Origin of the sequence: Halocynthiibacter sp. C4 (assembly GCF_028823805.1) — a bacterium.
Classification (GTDB): Bacteria; Pseudomonadota; Alphaproteobacteria; order Rhodobacterales; family Rhodobacteraceae; genus Falsihalocynthiibacter; species Falsihalocynthiibacter halioticoli.
The window spans coordinates 576588-594361 of the sequence record NZ_JAPEIE010000002.1 but is presented as its reverse complement, the minus strand read 5'-3'; the positions used below and the strand labels follow the sequence as shown (position 1 = coordinate 594361).

The window sequence follows — 17774 nt, the reverse complement described above, 5'->3', positions numbered from 1 at the left end:
AAAGTCACGAAGGGCACAGCGCATATGAGTATCGTGTCGAGCTATTTGAAAAAACATACAGAATCCCTAGTCAAAGACGTTGGTGTCGAGGCTGCTTGCAAGGTTACGGGGAAGTCCAAGGCGACGCTGGGCCGGTATTATTCCGAGCATGACGACCACGCCGAACGTTTCATGCCCATTGATGCCGTGGCCGCACTTGAGCAGGTGGCAAGTTTTCCGCATGTGACAAGCGCGCTATCGGAACTCAAGGGGATTACGCTGTCCTACGACCAAACACGCCGTAACGCACCCAGCGGCGGAGTTAACGGCGATGTAATCGCTCTTTCGCAGCGGTTTGCGATGTTGATGGCGGAATACACGCTGTCGGTTGAGGATGGCAAAATCACGATCAACGAAGCCAAGCGCCTGTTGCGGGAAACACTGGAACTCCAGAAGGTTTTGCTTGATATGAAGCTCAACCTTGAACATGAAGTGAGTAATCCTGATGGCTGATATTCCGCAAGTCGACCTCAATCACCTTGGCAAAATCGACATTGATGCCCTTAAGTCAGCCGATGATGACGGCCACGCGCCACGGATTTTGCTGCTCTATGGCAGCCTGCGCGACGTTAGCTACTCGCGTAAATCTGTTGAGGAGGCAGCGCGTATCTTGAGCCATTTGGGCGCAGAAACCAAGATTTATGACCCGCGCGGCCTGCCGTTTCCAGAGGATGACAATGATGATCATCCCAAAGTGGTTGAACTGCGCGAATTGGCAAATTGGTCCGAGGGAATGGTCTGGAGCAGCCCGGAGCGGCACGGAACAATGTCCGGTATCCTCAAGACACAGGTTGATTGGCTTCCGCTCAAGATGGGCGGTGTGCGTCCGACACAGGGTAAAACGCTAGCTCTGATGCAGGTAAGTGGCGGCTCACAGAGCTTTAACGCGGTCAATCAAATGCGGATTTTGGGACGGTGGATGCGCATGATTACGATCCCGAACCAATCTTCAATCGCCAAGGCGTGGCTCGAATTTGACGGCGAGCGGCTTAATGCGGGCCCATTTTATAACCGTGTTGTTGATGTGATGGAGGAACTTTTCAAGTTTACCGTCATGACACGCGGGCGCTCGGACTATTTGACGGATCGCTATTCCGAGCGCGTTGAAAGCGCCGAAGAATTGAGCGCGCGGGTTTCCAAGAAATAGTTCGGTTCTGCAATCGACAACAAATAAGGCCGCCCAAAATAGGCGGCCTTATTTGTTTGTGTATGGGGCGCTTACTCTTGAAGCGCGCGTACCTTGATCTCACCCTGAATACGCGATTTCATCGCGAAGGCGGCCGCGTGGCTTGCAGCGGCGGTGGTGAAGTATGGGATCTTGTCATACAAGGCAACGGCGCGAATTTCGCGTGAATCTTCAACCGCTTGCGTGCCTTCGGTGGTGTTCATCACAACCGCGATCTCGCCGTTCTTGAGCTGATCGACGATGTTCGGACGGCCCTCATAGACTTTGTTGACCACCGTGCAAGCAAGGTCGTTTTCCTGCAACCAATCCGCAGTGCCGCGGGTGGCGACAATCTCGAACCCAAGTTCAAGAAGCGCTACGCACGCTTCAAGCATCTTGGCGTTTTTGTCTGCGTCTTTGATCGAGAGGAACACGCGCCCTTTGGTTGGCATCTCAACGCCGGCACCCATTTGCGCCTTAAGGAAAGCACGATGGAAATCCTTGTCGCTGCCCATGACTTCGCCTGTGGAGCGCATTTCCGGCCCGAGGATCGTATCAACGCCAGGGAAACGCGCAAATGGCAGAACCGCTTCTTTGACCGCGTAAGTGTCGATCGCAGGGTCGACAAGGTCGAACCCGGAAAGCGCCTCTCCGGCCATAACACGCGCGGCGATGGCGGCGATGGGGCTGTTTACGGCTTTGGCAACAAACGGCACGGTCCGGCTGGCGCGCGGGTTTACCTCGATAAGGTAAATCTGCCCGTCTTTCACGGCGAACTGGATGTTCATCAACCCAACCACGTTGAGCGCAAGAGCAAGTGCGCGCGCTTGTTCGTGGAGCGTTTTGATTGTCTCTTGCGAGAGGCTGTAGGGCGGCAATGAACAGGCGGAGTCACCAGAGTGAACGCCCGCTTCTTCGATGTGCTGCATGATCCCAGCGATATGTACATCTTTGCCGTCAGAGATCGCGTCTACGTCAATCTCGACCGCGCCGGAGAGGTAGCTGTCAAGCAGCACAGGGCTATCACCTGAAACGACCACGGCCTCTGCGATGTAGCGCTCAAGCTGGGCCATGTCGCGCACGATTTCCATCGCGCGGCCACCCAGAACATAAGACGGGCGGATCACCAGCGGGAAGCCGATTTCAGAGGCAATCTTGATCGCTTCCGCGTCTGTGGAGGCAATGCCGTTCTTGGGCTGTAACAGTCCAAGACGGTTCACAAGAGCTTGGAAGCGCTCGCGGTCTTCGGCAAGGTCGATGGCGTCCGGGCTCGTGCCGAGGATTGGAATGCCTTCTGCTTCAAGCGCATTGGCGAGCTTGAGCGGAGTCTGGCCACCAAACTGAACGATTACGCCGTGCAGGGTGCCTTTTTCCTGCTCAACGCGTAGGATTTCCATCACATGCTCAAACGTCAGAGGCTCGAAATAGAGGCGGTCGGAGGTGTCATAATCGGTTGAAACCGTTTCAGGGTTACAGTTGATCATGATCGTCTCATACCCCTGATCCGTCAGCGCATAACAGGCGTGACAGCAGCAATAATCAAACTCGATCCCTTGGCCGATCCGGTTGGGGCCGCCACCCAGAATAACGACCTTTTTCTTGTCGCTCGGGCGGGCTTCGCATTCCACATCGTCCATCGCTGGCGCTTCGTATGTGGAGTACATATAGGGCGTTTGCGCTTCGAACTCGGCCGCACAGGTGTCAATCCGTTTGAACACAGCGTTAACGCCGAGGTTGCGACGCGCGCGGCGGATGTTGGCTTCGTCGCGGCCTGTGAGCTTGGCAAGGCGTGCATCCGTAAAGCCCATCATCTTGAGGCTACGCAGGCCCTTTTCATCCATCGGCAGACCATCGCGGGCGACACGTTGCTCGGTCTCGACGATTTCGCGGATACGGGCAAGGAACCACGGGTCAAACTTGGTGACGGCGTGGATTTCATCATTGCTCAGGCCGTGGCGCATCGCTTGCGCTATGGTGCGCATCCGATCAGGTGTTTGCTGACCGATGGCCTTGATGACCGCGGATTTCTCTGGGGCGCCATCGATCTCGACCTCGTCAAAACCGGAGAGGCCTGTCTCCATGCTCGCCAGCGCTTTTTGCAGGCTTTCGTGAATGGTCCGGCCGATGGCCATCGCCTCGCCCACGGATTTCATCGCTGTGGTCAGGTTTGGCTGCGAGCCCGGGAACTTTTCAAAGGCAAAGCGCGGAATCTTGGTGACGACATAGTCGATGGTTGGCTCAAACGATGCCGGAGTGACGCCGGTGATGTCGTTGTCCAGCTCGTCCAACGTAAAGCCAACCGCAAGCTTGGCCGCGATTTTGGCAATCGGGAAGCCTGTGGCCTTCGAGGCTAGCGCGGAGGAGCGAGACACGCGAGGGTTCATCTCAATGACAACCATACGGCCATCGGCGGGGTTCACTGCCCATTGCACGTTGGAGCCGCCCGTTTCCACACCGATTTCGCGCAGAACGTTGATCGAGTGCGTCCGCATCAATTGGTATTCTTTGTCCGTCAGCGTCAGTGCAGGGGCCACTGTGATCGAGTCACCGGTGTGAACGCCCATCGGGTCAACGTTCTCGATAGAGCAGACGATGATGGCGTTGTCGGCGGTGTCGCGCACAACTTCCATCTCATATTCTTTCCACCCCAAGAGGCTTTCATCCACGAGGATCTGATTGACCGGCGAAGCATCCATCCCAGTGCGGCAGTAATGTTCGTAGTCTTCGCGGTTATACGCCACGCCGCCGCCAGTACCGCCAAGGGTAAAGGCAGGGCGGATAATTGCAGGGAGGCCGATCTCTTCGAGCGCATCCAAGGCAATGCGAACACCCTCATTCAGATCAGCTTTGCCGTCTGCGAGTTTGGGCGCTGTTACGATGGTTGCCTTCGGGTTTTCAATGCCCAGGCGATCCATCGCTTCGCGGAAGAGCTTACGGTCTTCGGCCATTTCGATAGCTTCGCGCTTAGCGCCGATCATTTCCACGCCGAACTTGTCGAGCACACCCATTTCCTCAAGCGCCAGAGACGTGTTGAGGCCAGTTTGCCCGCCCATCGTCGGCAGCAGCGCATCGGGGCGTTCTTTCTCGATGATCTTTGCAACAACTTCGGGAGTGATCGGCTCAATATAGGTTGCGTCTGCAAGGCCCGGATCGGTCATGATCGTCGCGGGGTTCGAGTTGACGAGGATAACGCGGTACCCTTCTTCACGCAGCGCTTTACACGCTTGTGCGCCTGAGTAGTCAAACTCGCAGGCCTGACCAATCACAATCGGCCCCGCCCCAATAATCATGATTGACTTGATATCGGTTCTTTTCGGCATAGCAGACCCCAGACAGCGAAAATGAGCAAATTGTCGTGGGTTATAGCTATGCCTTTGGCATGTTCAAGCCCGATGAAGGATGAATCTGCGCTTTTTTGCTAAAGAGTGAGCTTCGGCGGATCAAAGCATAGAGTGCGATGATGATAATGAGCGCGGCATAGCCATCCACCGCATAGTGCCACGTGAGGTAAACGGAGAGGACGAGAAAGAGGAGGATGGTGCTAAGTCCGGCGATGCGCCCAGCCCATTTCCAAACAGCTTGCGTGCTGCGCTTATTGGTGTTTTGCCCTACGTCACGGCCAACTCGGATCATGTATAGTCCAAGGACACTCGCCATCCCAACATGTACGGAGGGGAAGGCGGATATACCTGCGCCAACAAATTCTGTTTGCTTTGTGTATACCAGCCACAGTTCTTCGCGAAGGTGGCGCAGGAAAGAGGCATTTTCCTGATCAACATAGGTTATTGCAGCAGAGTGGATGTCTGGATCAACGCCTGCAACGAGCCCTGCGAAGATCGGTCCTGCTGACATAAAGGCGACTGCGAGTAAGTTGCCCAGCACAATCCAGCAACTTGCCCAAAGTAAAATAAACTGCTTCGTCCGTGTTTCGCAGGGGTCAAAAGCCATAAGCAGCACCGGAAAGAATGTTGCCAAGAAAACCCAGCCACTGTGGTAGATGATTTCGAGCGTATCGGGGCTAATGCTCGCGAGAGGAGCGAGTAACGCGCGCGGGTTGTTCCCGAAATGTAGAAACTGGTCAATTTGGGTGAGCATTGGGTCTGCCCAAAATGGCATTAGTTTGGGAAACTGGACTTTGATCATGCTAAACATGAAGGTGAGTGCAGCGCAGAGGAAAATCGCGAAGAAAGCATTCGCGAGGTTGTGAACAGTCAGCTTGCGAGAACTCCCAATTACGGCCAGGGTGAGCAGCAAAATCGCATAAACCCACCAAGGCGCAAGTTCTAGCGCGAACTTAGCAAAGGTATTCATCGATAGCAGAATCCCGATCAATAGGTGTGCTGGGTTCTGGCCGAGCGCCAGCAGAGTAAAGCTACCAACAATGCAATACAGAGCGTGAGTGCGGTGAGTAATCCGAGTTCGTTGCAGTGTAAGAGCCTCGGTTTCAAACTGGTTCCTCGGCAAACGTTGCTACCTGGCGTTTTAAAACGATCCCCCATGTTGCCGCATAAGCAAGCATACAAAGAAGTCCAACAAACTGGATCAAATTGGTGCCCGTCGTTAGCGCGTTCCAAATAGGCGTCAAGCCAAGCATCGTCGGAATGAAAGCGATGGCGATTGTTTGTGCTCCCGTTTTCCAGCCGAAGAGAGCCAGTAATGAAGGTGCAAAACTTGCGGCGGGGAGAAACTGATGCGACCAGCCCAAAGGGCTTATCAAAGGGATAACGCAGAGCGCCAATGGCCAGAATGCTGAAGTTTGTTTTTTGCGCAGGCGAAACGATATCAATGCCAAGATGGTAAGCGAGATTAGAAGTAAGCCTTTACTAACGATGGCCCAAAGGTCAGGTTTTGCCATGGAAAGATGGCCGCCAATGACGCCGTTTGATAAATCGGCTGATGAGGAAATCACAAAGCTCATTTGATTTTGGCAGCATAAATTTGCGATTCCAACTTCAAATGCGTAGTTTATCGAGTTGAGCAGCAAGGTATTTGAGATAAGCGCCAACTGCTCAAGGAAGATCGCATGCAGTTCCCATCCTGTCAGTGCGATGGATAGTGCTCCGAGCACGCAACCAAATGTGGTTGCAATTACCGTGACCCGCCATTTTCCTTGCGCAAGCCAGAACAGCACGAGAAATACAGGATAAAGCTTGAGTGCTGCCGCCAAACCCATTGCTACGCCTGCGCTAACAGGTGCGCCTGCCTGTTCCCGTTCAAGCGCCAGAAGGATTAGGAAGCTTACGAAAATCTGTACTTGGTTCTCGGCAAGCCCAATGAGGCCAATGGTTGTTGTCAAGAAAATCGCATAGCCGATTGCAACAAATCCCCATGCCGGAAGCCCCTGCATCCCCGACCGCGTGCAGGTCCGCCATGCAAGGAACAGCATCCCGCCAAGTAGTGCCGGGTTTAGGTAACCTGCAATTTCGGAAACCAGTTGAAAGTTGGTCACTGTGGTGAGCGGCGCCATGAGCGCTGCCCAAAGCGGCGGATAGATATAGGAATAGATCGCTGTTTCCTGCCCATCCGCAGCGACGCGGGCAATCCATTCGGGCGATGGGCGCGTTGTGAAGAACTCGGTGTCGGGCGGGTAAATCTGATCGAATTGACCGAGTTGATAGAACTCCCCAGCAAGCCAGAGTGCTTGAAAATCGCCAGCGCGTGAAGAATCAAACATCCATGCTGACAGGAGCGTTGCTGCAATAATGATGCACACGACAAGGAGTTTGTCGGTCGATTTCGTCATAAGGTCTGCTCGTTGCGGGCGCAAAATACCCGCTTAATTTTGTTGTTACAATATCGTTCCACAATAGGTTTGCCGCCCTCAGCTGACCAGCGATTGCAACAATTGCCGCTTTAATCCGCCAATGTGTGTATTCTTTGCACCTTATTCCCCCGTGTCTCCCTTGACTTTGCCCACCTAAACCGATGTATCAGCATCGACCAGACATATAGAGAGACTATCAAAGGAATCCGCCATGCACGCCTATCGCAGCCACACATGCGCTGAACTCACGAGCGCCAATGTCGGCGAGACAGTCCGTCTTTCGGGCTGGGTCCATCGTGTTCGCGACCACGGGGGCCTGTTGTTTATCGATCTGCGCGATCATTATGGCATTACGCAGGTTATGGCCGACCCAGATAGCCCCGTGTTTGCCGAGCTTGAGAAAGTGCGCAGCGAGTGGTGTATCCGCATCGACGGCAACGTGATGAAGCGGGACGATAGTCTCATCAACCCCGCAATCCCTACTGGCGAGATCGAGGTATTTATCCGTGATCTAGAGGTGCTTGGCGCTTCTGAAGAACTGCCACTGATGGTCTTCGGTGATCAGGAATACCCAGAAGAAACGCGCCTGAAGTACCGTTACCTCGACCTGCGCCGTGAGAAGCTACAGAACAACATGAAGCTGCGTTCCGATGTGATTGCGTCCATGCGCCGCCGCATGTGGGACACAGGCTTCCGCGAATACCAAACGCCGATCATCACGGCCTCTAGCCCAGAAGGCGCGCGCGATTTCCTCGTGCCGAGCCGCCTACATCCGGGCAAGTTCTATGCGTTGCCGCAAGCCCCGCAGCAGTTCAAGCAGCTGATGATGGTGTCCGGCTTTGACAAATATTTCCAGATTGCGCCGTGTTTCCGTGATGAAGATCCGCGCGCGGACCGCTCTCCAACTGACTTCTACCAACTCGACCTTGAGATGAGCTTTGTCAGCCAGCAAGACGTGTTTGACACGATCCAACCCGTACTAACCGGTATTTTCGAGGAGTTCGGCGGCGGCAAGAAGGTCGATCAGACATGGGAGCAAATCTCCTATCGTGATGCGGCTCTGTGGTATGGCTCTGATAAGCCCGACCTGCGCAACCCGATCAAGATGCAGGTTGTCTCTGATCATTTCCGCGGATCCGGCTTTGCGATCTTTGCGAAGCTGCTTGAGAACGAAGGCACAGAAGTTCGCGCCATTCCTGCGCCAACGGGCGGTAGCCGCAAGTTCTGTGACCGGATGAACAAATTCGCCCAAGGCGAAGGACTGCCCGGTATGGGCTATATCTTCTGGCGTGATCAGGGCGAGGGCATGGAAGCCGCTGGTCCACTGGCCAAGAACATTGGCCCGGAGCGCACCGAAGCAATCCGCCAGCAGCTTGGTCTTGGTGTTGGTGACGCTGCGTTCTTCTTGGCTGGCAAACCGAAAGCCTTTGAGGCTGTCGCTGGCCGCGCGCGGAATGTGATCGGCGAGGAGCTTGGCCTCACCGACAAAGACCGGTTTGCATTCGCATGGATTGTTGATTTTCCGATCTACGAAGCCGACGAGGAAACCGGTAAGATTGATTTCGAGCACAACCCATTCTCGATGCCGCAAGGCGGGATGGAAGCGCTCGAAGGCAATCCACTCGAAGTTCTCGGCTATCAATACGACCTTGCCTGTAACGGCTATGAGCTTGTGTCTGGTGCCATCCGGAACCACCGCCCAGAGATCATGTACAAAGCTTTCGAAATCGCCGGTTATGGCGCGGATGAGGTGAACAAACGTTTCGGCGGCATGGTTAACGCGTTTAAATACGGCGCTCCGCCCCACGGTGGGTGCGCAGCAGGGATCGACCGGATCGTGATGCTTCTGGCAGATGAGGCGAACATCCGTGAGGTCATCATGTTCCCGATGAACCAGCGGGCCGAAGACCTGATGATGAGCGCACCAAGTGAGCCGCTCTCTGATCAGCTTATGGAGCTTGGTCTACGCGTTATTCCGCAAGACTAGGAAACACTCAAAACAAAGAAAAGCGGGCGCCAAATTGAGCGCCCGCTTTTCCGTTGGTACATTGGTTAATTCGGTCTGCTAGAGATTTACACGCTCAACAGTGAGCCCGTTGTCGATTGCCGCTGCTCTGTTCTGCGCCGCAGGGAGGTCCGGCGCGAATACGGTCATGGCAATGGCAAGAGCAAGGCTCACAAATCCGAAGCCAAACACACCCCATTCAACGACTTTCGTCATTCGGGCGGGTTTCTCTGAAATTTGAGCAGTCGCAGACATTTAATAGACCTTTAGCTTAATATAGGTCTTTAACTGACGCTCGAATTGGGCAAATTTAGGGCGGAAGCAGGCAATCCTTGCGACGATTGGTTTTAAGCGTTGGTAAGGCAATAAAACCTCAAGCAAAAACGGGGAGAGGCAATGACAGGTTCCAAGATATTCGGCGAACCACTTCCTGATTGGACGCCGCCGCCGATGCCCCAAACTGCTATTCTCAAGGGCCGCTACGCGCAGTTGGAGCCGCTCAATGCGGATGCACATGCCTCGGGGCTGTACCAAGCGAATGCCGCGAGCGATGAAATCTGGAATTACCTCCCTTATGGTCCGTTTTCCTCTCTGCCTGCCTATCACCGCTGGATGCGCGGCGTTGAGGGGCAGAATGATCCGTTTTTCTATGCCATCCGCGACTTGGAAACTGGTGCCTTAGGCGGTGTTGCGAGCTTTCTGCGCATAACGCCCCAGTCTGGCAGCATTGAGGTTGGTCACATCAATTTCTCGCCCACCCTGCAACGTACACGCGCCGCAACAGAGGCGATGTTCCTGATGATGCAGTGGGCTTTTGAAGCCGGTTATCGCCGCTACGAGTGGAAATGTGATGCGCTCAATCTTGCGTCCCGTCGCGCGGCACAGAGGCTCGGGCTAAGCTATGAGGGCGTGTTTCGTCAGGCCACGGTTTACAAAGGCCGAAATCGCGACACCGCGTGGTTTGCGGCGATCGATAAGGAGTGGCCTGCGCTCAAGTCGGCGTTCTCGACATGGCTCTCGCTCGACAACTTCGATACGCGCGGCCGCCAGATTGAACGGTTGGCCGATCTCACCGCTCTCGTGCGTGTCGCGGACGATCCCGAACTTTAGGCGCGCTTACATCACGGCATGAAGGTCTAGTCGGGTTCTGAGGCTGCTCAGAAGAGCGGAGACATCATAAGCCGAGGGTGGCTTGGATGATCCAGAGAGCAGCCCGTCTGCTTTGCGCGCAAGCGGTTCGTCGTTGGCAGAATGAGCGATGCTCGACATGAATTGCGTCAGATAGGCCCGTGTGTTGCCGTCTGCGCCATGTGCGATAACGTCTTCGATATGTGCGAGGTCATCCTGAAGCGCGATTGGGTCAGGGGTGATTTCGTCTGTATTGACGAGACGCGGGCCGGGGGGCTGGTTCTCCTCTGGAAGATGGGCAAGGATTGCTTCCTGAAATGCGGTCAGAGTTACAACCGGCTTTTCAAGAAACCCATCAGCGCCAGCGGCCAAAGCGGTGGGCTCTGTGGCGGGATCACCAGAGGTGGCGATAATCACGCCAACACGTGGCGCAACCGAGGAAAGCTCGGCAATCAACTCTGCTCCTGAGCCATCAGGCAGCCCCATATCCACGATCACAGCCGTAGGCCGGTAAACACGAAGGTGTTTGCGCGCAGAGGCGAGGCTATCTGCGCGGCGGATACGCGCGCCGCTCCGAAGGCAGAGCATGCGCATTGCCTCGCTTGCGTAGCGGCTATCCTCGACGATGAGAACAGTGAGCCCAAGAAGCGGGCGTGTGGGCGTTGGGGGCGGGTTGGTCATGAAGCATTCTAGGTCATCCATATCCTTTTCCTGTGTTCGAGGGGTTTCAATTGTCGTGGGGCGAGCGATCGGGAGGAATCGCTTCCGACTCCCATTAGAGGCAAGAATGGCTAATGGTTCCTTAACGCCCGGCTAGCGGCGAGGTGACGCTTGGTGATTGCGGCATGCGGTCACTTGCGTCACAGGGGTATTCGATGGATAACACCCACAGGGAAACTAAGGAGTGCGCGATGATCGGACGTCTTAACCATGTTGCGATTGCGGTGCCGGACCTAGAGGCGGCAATGGCGCAATACGAAGGCACATTGGGTGCAAATGTTGGCGCGCCGCAAGATGAGCCGGATCATGGGGTGAAGGTTGTGTTTATCGAGCTTCCAAATACCAAGATCGAGCTACTGTATCCACTGGGAGAAAATAGCCCGATCGCCGGTTTCCTTGAGAAAAACCCATCTGGCGGGATCCACCATATCTGTTACGAAGTTGAAGATATTCTTGCCGCGCGGGACAGGCTTCAAGCGAACGGTGCGCGCGTACTGGGGACTGGCGAGCCGAAGATCGGCGCACATGGGAAGCCGGTTTTGTTCCTGCATCCCAAGGATTTCAACGGCACTCTCGTTGAGCTGGAGCAGGTTTAAACATGGCGATTACATCCGCACTCGTACTTTATGCAGTTGTCTGGTTCATGACGCTGTTTGTGGTTCTGCCAATTCGGCTTAAGTCTCAGGATGAGGCAGGCGACGTGACGCCCGGTACACCGAAATCCGCCCCCGCGAACCCGCAACTCAAAAAGCGCGCGCTGATTGTGACGCTGGTTGCCGCCGTGATTTGGGGCATTTTGTTTACCATCATCGTGACCGAAACGATCACCGTGCGTGACTTTGACTGGCTCAACCGTATGGGGCCGGATCCGCTTAGCGGGTCGTGAATTACACCCGCTGACGGGTTTTAACGGCTTCAAAAATATGGGTGAACGTCGCAGCGGCCAGCACAGGCACCAAAAGGTTTACGACAGGAATCGCCAACGGCACCGCCATTAATCCACCGGCAACCCAGATCGTCAGCCCGTTATCGCGGTGCAAGGCGCGGGCGTCTTTGCGATCCATGCGGCGCATTGCGACCATCTGAAAATATTCCCGTCCGAGCAGAAACCCGTTCATTCCAAAGAAACAGAGCGGCGCAAACGGCCCCGTAAAGGGAAAGACGATCAGGCCGATGATGTTCAGGCCGATCATCAACCCGAGAAAATTCGCCGTATCAACAATGACATCCCCGATTGGTTGGCCTTGGGCGGGCGGAAGCGCGGGGTAGTGGCGGTCCTCTACAGCTTCGGAAACCTCGTCGAGGAAAAGGCCGGTGAACGCACTGGCCACTGGGAACATCAAGAATACCGACAGCACCATCATCAACAGGAACGACCCCCAAGTGATGAGACTCTGAACAATGGTGATTTCACCCACCAGCGGCAGCGTGATCGTGTCAGGCGTGACAAAGCTCAGACCAGTGACGAATAGTGCATAGATCGCAGCAAGCAGAAGCAGGCTAAGCCCGACGCCTTTCCAGATCACATTGCGGAAGCGGCGGTCGCTGAGCTGCGCCAAGGATTTGAGAAAGCTGGAAATTATCACGTGTTGACCCAAGTTGTCAGGCTGTCGAGATCAGGGCGCGGACGCTCTGGCGGAGCGGAGGTTTCAGTTCCGATGTGGATGAAGCCAGCGATGTTTTCGTCCTCTGTAAGGCCAAGCCCTTGGGTGAGGAATTCTTCGTCAAACGCCATCCATCCAGTTAGCCAGTTTGCGCCCCAGCCTGCGGCAAGCGCGGCGTTGAGCATGGCAAGGCAAACGGCACCCGCGGAGTAGACCTGTTCGATATGCGGAACCTTCTCCGAAACAACGGGCGCGGAGACGACAGCAACAACAAGCCCCGCATCTGCGAATTGCGCGCGGGTTTTGATAACCTTCGCTTCTTCGATCCCAAGTGCCTTACCCCGTTCCTCTGTAAGGTTAGCGAGCCGCGCAAGTGCCGCCCCTTGCAGCACGATAAAGCGCCACGGCTCCAGCTTGCCATGGTCAGGGGTACGAGCCGCTGCAGTCAGGATCGGGCGCAGCTCCTCTTCGGTCGGAACCGGCAACGCGAGCGTTTTCGCAGGGCGCGAGCGGCGGGAAAGCAGGAATTCGAGGGCGGAAGGGTTTTCTTGGGGCATGGTCTCTCTAACTGTTGGATGGCATGTGGGCCATGGCGCTGAATTTTCAAGAGACTTGGCGGATTGTCTGACCTGTTGCAAGCCTTTGACGGAAATTCCGATAGCAAGAGAGGCGGGCGCGAGATAACTTGCCCTCAGTCGTTACAGCAGGACACGTTATGCCCAAACCAGAGATCGGAAGCCTTACGGCGCCTGGAGATGAGATCACTGTGCGCGTGACGCCAAAGGCCAGCCGCAACATGGTCAAACAAGAGGGCGAGACGCTGAGGGTCTATGTCACGACGGTTCCAGAAAATGGCAAAGCCAATGCTGCGGTCCAGAAACTGCTCGCCAAGGCGCTTGGTGTGTCGAAATCGTCGCTCACATTGGTGCGCGGGGCCACATCTCGCGACAAAACCTTTCGGATCAGCCGCTAACCTTTGCCAGCCTCATCCTCAGGCACAAACCGATAGCTCCCTTCGGGCAAATCAAGCGCAGAGGCGAGTTCGCGTAATTGGGTATGCGAGAAGGTGATCTTTTGCATAGTCCGGCTGTGGGGGTCCCATTGCTCGACCGTGTAGCAGTCTTCAAAAGCCTGAATTTTCACGTCTTCTTCGAGATGGGGGGAGCCTTCGTCAACAAGCGTGACGACGGTGGCGTCAAAATCGTGTTCAATGGTAAACATAGGTTGACTGTAAAAGCTGACGCGGGGATTGCAAGCCTGTCAAAAGACGGGCAAATTTGCGTAGACAGGCGGGTAAAACGACCGCGATGGCAAGGATAATAGCAAGGAGCAGACGCAAACATGCGATTTAGGCTTGGTAAATTCGGCATGGCGGCTTTGGTCAGCGGGATGGCCTTGGCGGGCTGTGTGCAGACGACACCTACTCCTCAGCAGCAGGCGCCTCAAGGAGAGAATGTTTCGCGGCCTGCGTCCGCCAAAGGCGTGTCGCGTAGCGATTTCAGCGCGGTTGTAAGCCGTGTGGAGCCCGTCGCGGAGCGGACATGCAAGCAATATATTCCCAAAGGTCCGTGTGACTTCCTGATCGTCTTTGATGATCGCAAAGGCCAGCCCGCTAACGCGTTTCAGTTTGTGAACAAAAAGGGGCGCCCTGTACTCGTGGTGACGGCGGCTTTGCTTGAAAGCATGTATAACCGCGACGAGATTGCCTTTGTTGTTGGTCACGAAGCAGCGCACCACATCCGTGGTCACCTCGCCCAGCAACAGCAACTGGCCATGGGCGGCGCGATGATCGGCGGACTTGCGGCGGCAGTCTTTGGCGGGAACGCTTCGGCTGTTGAAGCGGCGCAGAATCTTGGTGGGTTTGTTGGCTCGCGGCAATTCTCCAAACAACACGAGCTTGAGGCTGATCGGCTTGGGGCCGTGATTGCGGAGCGCGCGGGATATAACGCTATGACGGGTGTGCTGTTCTTTACGCGTTTGCCTGATCCGGGGGATCAATTCCTCGGCTCGCACCCTGCAAACCCGCAACGTATCCGTGCGGTCCAGAACACCGTGCTGAACATGTGATGCAGCAATTTGAAGGATTCCTAACCGATCGCGGTAGCAAATACGCGGTGTCTGGCGGGCCGGTTGCCAGCCGCGACGAGGCGCTGGCCTTTATCAAGGCACTCAAACGCAAGAAAAAATACGCGAAAGCAACTCATAACACTTGGGCTGCGTTACTGCCAGAGGGGCCCGTCAAAAACGACGATGGAGAAGGCGGCGCGGGCGCAATCATCTTGCGGATGCTGGAGCGCGAAGGGTTGGAGAAGCATATCATCGTGGTGACACGCTGGTATGGCGGCACGCATCTTGGCGGTGACAGATTCCGACGGGTTCAGGACGCGGTGCGGCATTATCTTGAGAACGCGGAGAATCTGGCAAAGGCGAATTGAGCAGAGATAAGGGAGGCGCGACATGCAAAACGAGGAAGCAGGTTTTCTGCGCAGCGAATGGAGCAAATTCGCGGATCGGTGCCGCTGGTCTTGGGAGGGGTGGCTCATCGTGTGGCGAGAAGAATCGAGCGTAAAACAGTGGGTCTTTGCCAATATCATCTCTGCGGGCTTTGCGCTGACACTTGATCTCTCACCGGTCGAGCGCGCCTTAATCATTGCGCTGGGCGTACTTATTCTGGCAGCGGAATGTTTTAATACGGCGATTGAGCGATGCGTTGACTATACCTCGCCCGCACATCATCCACTGGCCAAGGCCGCCAAAGATTGCGGTAGCGCTGCGGTTGCCATTACCGCGATCGCTGCGGGCTTGGCTTGGCTGATAATCCTTTTCGGGTGACCTATGGACTGGACAGAGCAGTTTAACGATTATTGCGAGCGTCTCGGCCCGGAGTTTTGGGCTGAACCAATCAATGCCGTAACCAACCTTGCCTTCGTCCTTATGGGCTTGCTGGCGTGGCGGGCATCGACTTTGCCACTGTCGCGGCTGTTGTCGGCGGAGTTGATTATCATTGGGGTTGGCTCGTTCCTCTTTCACACCTTCGCTACGGCATGGGCGTCGATGGCGGATGTGATCCCGATCCTGATATTTATTCTAACCTATGTGTATCTAGCTAATGCCGAATACCTCGGTTGGCCGAAATGGATGGCTCTGCTCGGCGTTGTCGGGTTCTTTCCTTATGCGATTGGCGTGTCATGGCTCCTTGGGCAAATCGCACCAGGCCTTGGTGCAAACGCAATATATGGCTCGGTTGCGATTTTGATCGCGCTCTACGGGCTTATTCTTTGGCAAAAACAACATCAGACTGCCCAAGGCTTGCTGATCGGGGCAGGGCTTTTGACCGTTTCAATCACCCTGCGGGCACTAGATGAGCCGCTCTGTGGATCGATCCCGTTTGGGACGCATTTCTTGTGGCATATCCTCAACGCGCTGATGCTGGGCCACATGATCCGAACCTATGTGCGCCACAAGGCGGCAAGTGGCCTTGCGGGCGGCGCATCTGCGGGTTAAATGCAGGGGATCGAAATTATATGAGCTGACGGAGACCCCGATGTCGATTGACAAGGATACCGCCGCGCGCGTGGCCAAGCTGGCCCGTATTCGCGTAGCCGATGACGCCCTTCCGGCGCTGGCCGAAGAATTCAACACCATCCTCGGGTTTATCGAACAGCTTAACGAAGTGGACGTTGACGGCGTTGAACCCATGACATCCGTTACCCCGCAGCGCCTCAAGCGCCGCGAAGACGTTGTGACCGATGGCAACCAGCAGGAAAAAGTGCTGGCCAATGCGCCAGATGCCCGCGAAGGGTTCTTTGCCGTTCCGAAGGTGGTGGAATAATGACCGATCTTAACAAGCTGACCATTGCCGAGGCCCGCGACGGGCTGCGCGCCAAGGATTTCTCCGCAGTTGAGCTGACTCGCTCTTGCCTCACAGCAATTGATAAGGCTGGTGCGCTCAACGCGTTTGTGCACAACACGCCCGAGATTGCCGAGACACAAGCCGCCGCCGCCGATACGCGCCTTGCCGAAGGTGATGCGCCCGATATGTGCGGCATCCCGCTGGGGATCAAAGACCTCTTCTGTACCAAAGGTGTGCCGAGCCAGGCGGCCTCTGCTATCCTTGAAGGGTTCAAGCCAGAGTATGAAAGCACCATTACCCAGAACCTCTGGGACCGTGGCGCGGTCATGCTTGGGAAGCTCAACATGGATGAGTTCGCTATGGGCTCCTCCAACGAAACTTCGACATACGGAAACGCGGTAAACCCGTGGCGCCGTGAAGGTTCCGATGCTGCGCTTACACCTGGTGGCTCTTCCGGCGGTTCCGCAAGTGCGGTCTCTGCGGATCTCTGCCTTGCTGCAACAGGAACAGACACCGGCGGCTCGATCCGCCAGCCTGCTGCCTTTACTGGTATTGTTGGCCTCAAGCCGACCTATGGGCGTTGCTCGCGCTGGGGCGTTGTGGCCTTTGCCAGCTCGCTCGATCAGGCGGGTCCAATGACCAAAACCGTGCGTGACGCGGCGATAATGATGGAAGCCATGGCGAGCCATGACGCGAAAGACAGTACAAGTGCCGATCTGCCTGTTCCGAATTTCGAAGCCATGCTGACGGGAGACATCAAAGGCAAAAAGATCGGTATCCCAAAAGAATACCACATGGACGGCATGCCCGAAGAGATCGAAACCCTCTGGGCGGAAGGGCGCGAGATGCTCAAATCCGCAGGGGCAGAGATTGTCGACATCAGCCTGCCGCACACGAAATACGCGCTACCTGCCTATTACGTGATTGCACCAGCCGAGGCGTCGTCCAACCTCGCGCGCTATGACGGCGTGCGTTATGGCCACCGCGCAACGCTTTCTGCTGGCGATGGTATCGACGATATGTACGAAAAGACACGCGCCGAGGGCTTCGGTCACGAGGTTCAGCGCCGCGTCATGATCGGCACTTACGTTTTGTCTGCGGGCTTCTATGACGCTTACTACAACCGTGCCCGTAAGGTGCGTGCGCTCATCAAGAAAGACTTTGATGATGTATTTGCCAGCGGCGTTGACGCTATCCTGACACCGGCTACGCCGTCTGCGGCCTTTGGCCTTGGCGAAATGACCGATGCGGACCCTGTGAAGATGTATCTCAACGATGTGTTTACCGTGACGGTGAACCTCGCAGGGCTTCCAGGTATCTCGGTTCCGACTGGGCTCGACGCTCAGGGGCTGCCGCTTGGGTTGCAGCTTATCGGGCGGCCATGGGAAGAGGGCGACCTGCTCAACACAGCCTATGCGCTTGAGCAATCCGCAGGATTTGTTTCCAAACCGGCGAATTGGTGGTAAACCAATACGGAACAACGGATTAGAGGGTTC

21 protein-coding genes are annotated in these 17774 nt (G+C 55.6%); 13 read left to right on the top strand and 8 right to left on the bottom strand.

Annotated elements, in window-relative coordinates; all coding sequences use genetic code 11:
• Nucleotides 1-24 precede the first annotated feature (24 nt).
• On the top strand, nucleotides 25-492 hold the full coding sequence (locus tag OU789_RS10020; protein WP_274655467.1) for a hypothetical protein: 468 nt from the start codon (nucleotides 25-27) through the stop codon (nucleotides 490-492).
• Nucleotides 485-1186: an arsenical resistance protein ArsH gene (arsH, locus tag OU789_RS10015; RefSeq protein ID WP_263952561.1), complete on the top strand. Its 702-nt coding sequence runs from the start codon at nucleotides 485-487 to the stop codon at nucleotides 1184-1186. Before OU789_RS10020 ends, arsH begins: the two co-directional genes overlap by 8 nt.
• A gap of 71 nt (nucleotides 1187-1257) precedes the next feature.
• Here arsH and carB read toward each other — a convergent pair whose 3' ends face one another.
• The 3 genes from carB to OU789_RS10000 all read right to left on the bottom strand — a co-directional run bounded on the left by carB (nucleotide 1258) and on the right by OU789_RS10000 (nucleotide 6878).
• Entirely contained in the window at nucleotides 1258-4524 is a 3267-nt protein-coding gene (carB, locus tag OU789_RS10010) for a carbamoyl-phosphate synthase large subunit (protein ID WP_274655464.1), read from the bottom strand.
• Between the two features lie 46 nt (nucleotides 4525-4570).
• Nucleotides 4571-5515 (bottom strand): phosphatase PAP2 family protein, encoded by a 945-nt coding sequence (locus tag OU789_RS10005; protein WP_274655462.1) that lies wholly within the window; start codon nucleotides 5513-5515, stop codon nucleotides 4571-4573.
• Between the two features lie 133 nt (nucleotides 5516-5648).
• Entirely contained in the window at nucleotides 5649-6878 is a 1230-nt protein-coding gene (locus OU789_RS10000) for a glycosyltransferase family 87 protein (RefSeq protein WP_274656031.1), read from the bottom strand.
• A gap of 301 nt (nucleotides 6879-7179) precedes the next feature.
• Between OU789_RS10000 and aspS the strand changes: the two genes are divergently transcribed.
• Complete coding sequence (aspS, locus tag OU789_RS09995; RefSeq protein WP_263952564.1) at nucleotides 7180-8955, top strand: aspartate--tRNA ligase; 1776 nt, start codon at nucleotides 7180-7182, stop codon at nucleotides 8953-8955.
• 78 nt (nucleotides 8956-9033) lie between these two features.
• Here the strand turns inward: aspS and OU789_RS09990 are convergent, their stop codons facing one another.
• On the bottom strand, nucleotides 9034-9228 hold the full coding sequence (locus OU789_RS09990) for a hypothetical protein (protein ID WP_274655460.1): 195 nt from the start codon (nucleotides 9226-9228) through the stop codon (nucleotides 9034-9036).
• A gap of 141 nt (nucleotides 9229-9369) precedes the next feature.
• On the opposite strand from OU789_RS09990, the gene OU789_RS09985 reads away from it, so the two are divergent.
• Nucleotides 9370-10083 carry a GNAT family N-acetyltransferase gene (locus tag OU789_RS09985; RefSeq protein ID WP_274655458.1) on the top strand — a complete coding sequence of 238 codons (714 nt, stop codon included), beginning with the start codon at nucleotides 9370-9372 and terminating at the stop codon, nucleotides 10081-10083.
• A gap of 6 nt (nucleotides 10084-10089) precedes the next feature.
• Here OU789_RS09985 and OU789_RS09980 read toward each other — a convergent pair whose 3' ends face one another.
• Nucleotides 10090-10803 carry a response regulator gene (locus OU789_RS09980; RefSeq protein WP_274655456.1) on the bottom strand — a complete coding sequence of 238 codons (714 nt, stop codon included), beginning with the start codon at nucleotides 10801-10803 and terminating at the stop codon, nucleotides 10090-10092.
• 209 nt (nucleotides 10804-11012) lie between these two features.
• On the opposite strand from OU789_RS09980, the gene mce reads away from it, so the two are divergent.
• Nucleotides 11013-11417: a methylmalonyl-CoA epimerase gene (gene mce / locus OU789_RS09975; protein WP_274655454.1), complete on the top strand. Its 405-nt coding sequence runs from the start codon at nucleotides 11013-11015 to the stop codon at nucleotides 11415-11417.
• Nucleotides 11418-11419: 2 nt separating this feature from the next.
• Nucleotides 11420-11707 carry a DUF1467 family protein gene (locus tag OU789_RS09970; protein WP_263952569.1) on the top strand — a complete coding sequence of 96 codons (288 nt, stop codon included), beginning with the start codon at nucleotides 11420-11422 and terminating at the stop codon, nucleotides 11705-11707.
• Between the two features lies 1 nt (nucleotide 11708).
• Here the strand turns inward: OU789_RS09970 and OU789_RS09965 are convergent, their stop codons facing one another.
• Nucleotides 11709-12404: an EI24 domain-containing protein gene (locus tag OU789_RS09965; protein WP_274656030.1), complete on the bottom strand. Its 696-nt coding sequence runs from the start codon at nucleotides 12402-12404 to the stop codon at nucleotides 11709-11711.
• Complete coding sequence (locus OU789_RS09960) at nucleotides 12404-12982, bottom strand: nitroreductase family protein (RefSeq protein WP_263952570.1); 579 nt, start codon at nucleotides 12980-12982, stop codon at nucleotides 12404-12406. Before OU789_RS09960 ends, OU789_RS09965 begins: the two co-directional genes overlap by 1 nt.
• A gap of 158 nt (nucleotides 12983-13140) precedes the next feature.
• Between OU789_RS09960 and OU789_RS09955 the strand changes: the two genes are divergently transcribed.
• Nucleotides 13141-13398, top strand: a complete 258-nt coding sequence (locus OU789_RS09955; RefSeq protein ID WP_274655452.1) for a DUF167 domain-containing protein — start codon at nucleotides 13141-13143, stop codon at nucleotides 13396-13398.
• Here OU789_RS09955 and OU789_RS09950 read toward each other — a convergent pair.
• Complete coding sequence (locus OU789_RS09950; RefSeq protein ID WP_263952572.1) at nucleotides 13395-13646, bottom strand: hypothetical protein; 252 nt, start codon at nucleotides 13644-13646, stop codon at nucleotides 13395-13397. The genes OU789_RS09955 and OU789_RS09950 overlap by 4 nt on opposite strands.
• A 120-nt stretch (nucleotides 13647-13766) precedes the next feature.
• On the opposite strand from OU789_RS09950, the gene OU789_RS09945 reads away from it, so the two are divergent.
• From OU789_RS09945 to gatA, 6 genes are read left to right on the top strand one after another with little or no spacing between them, the layout of a single operon-like run.
• Complete coding sequence (locus OU789_RS09945; protein WP_274655449.1) at nucleotides 13767-14492, top strand: M48 family metallopeptidase; 726 nt, start codon at nucleotides 13767-13769, stop codon at nucleotides 14490-14492.
• Complete coding sequence (locus tag OU789_RS09940) at nucleotides 14492-14860, top strand: YigZ family protein (RefSeq protein WP_274655447.1); 369 nt, start codon at nucleotides 14492-14494, stop codon at nucleotides 14858-14860. The genes OU789_RS09945 and OU789_RS09940 overlap by 1 nt, the downstream gene beginning before the upstream one ends.
• 22 nt (nucleotides 14861-14882) lie before the next feature.
• Entirely contained in the window at nucleotides 14883-15257 is a 375-nt protein-coding gene (locus OU789_RS09935) for a diacylglycerol kinase (protein WP_274655445.1), read from the top strand.
• A 3-nt stretch (nucleotides 15258-15260) separates the two neighbouring features.
• Nucleotides 15261-15929: a ceramidase domain-containing protein gene (locus tag OU789_RS09930; RefSeq protein ID WP_274655443.1), complete on the top strand. Its 669-nt coding sequence runs from the start codon at nucleotides 15261-15263 to the stop codon at nucleotides 15927-15929.
• 40 nt (nucleotides 15930-15969) lie between these two features.
• The gene (gene gatC, locus OU789_RS09925; protein ID WP_263952577.1) at nucleotides 15970-16257 is read left to right on the top strand and encodes an Asp-tRNA(Asn)/Glu-tRNA(Gln) amidotransferase subunit GatC; all 288 of its coding nucleotides are present in this window, start codon (nucleotides 15970-15972) and stop codon (nucleotides 16255-16257) included.
• Complete coding sequence (gatA, locus tag OU789_RS09920) at nucleotides 16257-17744, top strand: Asp-tRNA(Asn)/Glu-tRNA(Gln) amidotransferase subunit GatA (protein WP_274655441.1); 1488 nt, start codon at nucleotides 16257-16259, stop codon at nucleotides 17742-17744. Before gatC ends, gatA begins: the two co-directional genes overlap by 1 nt.
• Nucleotides 17745-17774 lie beyond the last annotated feature (30 nt).

Coding starts and splice junctions, on each gene's coding strand:
- OU789_RS10000 (WP_274656031.1), bottom strand. CDS start 6,878: ATGTTTGATTCTTCACGCGCTGGCGATTTTCAAGCACTCTGGCTTGCT.
- OU789_RS09955 (WP_274655452.1), top strand. CDS start 13,141: ATGCCCAAACCAGAGATCGGAAGCCTTACGGCGCCTGGAGATGAGATC.
- carB (WP_274655464.1), bottom strand. CDS start 4,524: ATGCCGAAAAGAACCGATATCAAGTCAATCATGATTATTGGGGCGGGG.
- OU789_RS09940 (WP_274655447.1), top strand. CDS start 14,492: ATGCAGCAATTTGAAGGATTCCTAACCGATCGCGGTAGCAAATACGCG.
- OU789_RS09950 (WP_263952572.1), bottom strand. CDS start 13,646: ATGTTTACCATTGAACACGATTTTGACGCCACCGTCGTCACGCTTGTT.
- gatA (WP_274655441.1), top strand. CDS start 16,257: ATGACCGATCTTAACAAGCTGACCATTGCCGAGGCCCGCGACGGGCTG.
- OU789_RS09935 (WP_274655445.1), top strand. CDS start 14,883: ATGCAAAACGAGGAAGCAGGTTTTCTGCGCAGCGAATGGAGCAAATTC.
- arsH (WP_263952561.1), top strand. CDS start 485: ATGGCTGATATTCCGCAAGTCGACCTCAATCACCTTGGCAAAATCGAC.
- OU789_RS10020 (WP_274655467.1), top strand. CDS start 25: ATGAGTATCGTGTCGAGCTATTTGAAAAAACATACAGAATCCCTAGTC.
- OU789_RS09930 (WP_274655443.1), top strand. CDS start 15,261: ATGGACTGGACAGAGCAGTTTAACGATTATTGCGAGCGTCTCGGCCCG.
- mce (WP_274655454.1), top strand. CDS start 11,013: ATGATCGGACGTCTTAACCATGTTGCGATTGCGGTGCCGGACCTAGAG.
- gatC (WP_263952577.1), top strand. CDS start 15,970: ATGTCGATTGACAAGGATACCGCCGCGCGCGTGGCCAAGCTGGCCCGT.
- OU789_RS09980 (WP_274655456.1), bottom strand. CDS start 10,803: ATGGATGACCTAGAATGCTTCATGACCAACCCGCCCCCAACGCCCACA.
- OU789_RS09970 (WP_263952569.1), top strand. CDS start 11,420: ATGGCGATTACATCCGCACTCGTACTTTATGCAGTTGTCTGGTTCATG.
- aspS (WP_263952564.1), top strand. CDS start 7,180: ATGCACGCCTATCGCAGCCACACATGCGCTGAACTCACGAGCGCCAAT.
- OU789_RS09945 (WP_274655449.1), top strand. CDS start 13,767: ATGCGATTTAGGCTTGGTAAATTCGGCATGGCGGCTTTGGTCAGCGGG.
- OU789_RS09985 (WP_274655458.1), top strand. CDS start 9,370: ATGACAGGTTCCAAGATATTCGGCGAACCACTTCCTGATTGGACGCCG.
- OU789_RS10005 (WP_274655462.1), bottom strand. CDS start 5,515: ATGAATACCTTTGCTAAGTTCGCGCTAGAACTTGCGCCTTGGTGGGTT.
- OU789_RS09960 (WP_263952570.1), bottom strand. CDS start 12,982: ATGCCCCAAGAAAACCCTTCCGCCCTCGAATTCCTGCTTTCCCGCCGC.
- OU789_RS09990 (WP_274655460.1), bottom strand. CDS start 9,228: ATGTCTGCGACTGCTCAAATTTCAGAGAAACCCGCCCGAATGACGAAA.